Below are 1331 nucleotides of genomic sequence, written 5' to 3'. Positions count from 1 at the left end.
TTGTCGTTGAGAGTTGGATGCTGGTGCTCGATCCTGAGTCGGTGACTTGGCGGACCGCGATGTTGCCCAGGTAGGGCCAGGGCTTTCGGACGGCTGTGCAGTCGACCGTGTGCTGGATGACGAGTTGCACCGTCCCGCCGGCCGGCAGGACAAACGCCAGGTATGTCGAGTCGGGGTCATGGTCGGTCTCGAAACCCACGGACAGAACGTGAGTGCCCGGTGTCGGTGAAACGGCTGGCTGCTTGAGATGCACCTGATCGGGGCTGAGGTTTCGTAGGTGCAGCGAGAAGGAAAGCTGGTCTCCATATGTCATGTAGCCGGACCCGAAGACGCCGACCAACGGTCGCTGCGGGGGCTCGGTGATCGAGGCCCGGACGTTGTGGGAGTCGTAGGCGTGGCGTGTGCCGGCTAACGTCAGCCCGATCGGCAGCACCAGTACGATCGCCGCTGCCCAGCCCCATCGACGTTTGCGTGACGGTGTCACTCCGAACTCGATGATGTCGGGTTGGTCCATGACCGGAGGATAGACGCCATCGATCAGCGTGGCGCGGAGGTCTTGGTGAGTCGCGTCTGGTGTTCTGAGCCGGTCAGCGGTGAGGATCCGGTGTGCCGGCGGGGGGCGAGGACTCAGGCCGGGATCGGACTCCCGGCGCTGGTTCGTTGTCGTGATGCGCGGAGGTCAAGCCCTCGGCGTCTGCGGGTGAATCAGTCGGCGTGGGGCGGGGGTACGGCTTACTGTGGCTGCATGGTGGAGATGGCGAGGCCGCTACCAGAGCGCGACGTGCACGTGTTGTTCGACGTGCTTGTGGTGCTTGAGGGTGAGCTGCTTTCTGGTCAGTTTTCCCGGGATGTGATGGCGCATGTCATGCGTCGGTTGGCCAACGATGGGTTGCTTGCCGGTGATGCGTCCGTTGGCGAGTTCACCGCGGCAGTAGGCGATCTTGTTCTCCGGCTGCGCTACGCGCTGGGTGAATACCCTGAGCTGCCGGAGCCGTGGCCGCGCGAGACGACGTACCTTCTCAGATTGCCGAATCCCGAGGTAGCGAGGCTGTGTGAGGAGCAGCTCGTGGCTTGGGGCGGATCGGCGGTGACTGTCTGCGGCGTGGAGCGTGGTAGTGAGTGGGAGGTACGGGCGACTTTCGCTGAGCTGGCTCCCGATCCCTCCCATGACGAGCGGGGTGTCCAACTCGTGCGCCTGGCCGGCGAGTATGGCGGACGCTACGAAGGTTGGCGCCCCTGAGCGGCCGCCGGCCACCGGCCGCCCAGGTGACGATCGGCGCTGCGGGGTTCCTTGCCGTAACGACGATCGGAGTCGGTGTCCACCCGGTTTC

The 1331-nt window shown here is 64.9% G+C and carries 2 protein-coding genes; one reads left to right on the top strand and one right to left on the bottom strand.

The window, feature by feature from the left end:
• A partial coding sequence (locus Raf01_RS49020; protein WP_203925058.1) for a hypothetical protein occupies positions 1-514 on the bottom strand: 514 nt, incomplete at its 3' end.
• A gap of 231 nt (positions 515-745) precedes the next feature.
• On the opposite strand from Raf01_RS49020, the gene Raf01_RS49015 reads away from it, so the two are divergent.
• Positions 746-1240 carry a hypothetical protein gene (locus Raf01_RS49015; RefSeq protein WP_203925057.1) on the top strand — a complete coding sequence of 165 codons (495 nt, stop codon included), beginning with the start codon at positions 746-748 and terminating at the stop codon, positions 1238-1240.
• Positions 1241-1331 lie beyond the last annotated feature (91 nt).

This window comes from Rugosimonospora africana, assembly GCF_016862975.1.
Classification (GTDB): domain Bacteria; phylum Actinomycetota; class Actinomycetes; order Mycobacteriales; family Micromonosporaceae; genus Rugosimonospora; species Rugosimonospora africana.
Note: the sequence above shows the minus strand (reverse complement) of the source record. Positions and strands in the feature narration are given on the sequence as shown.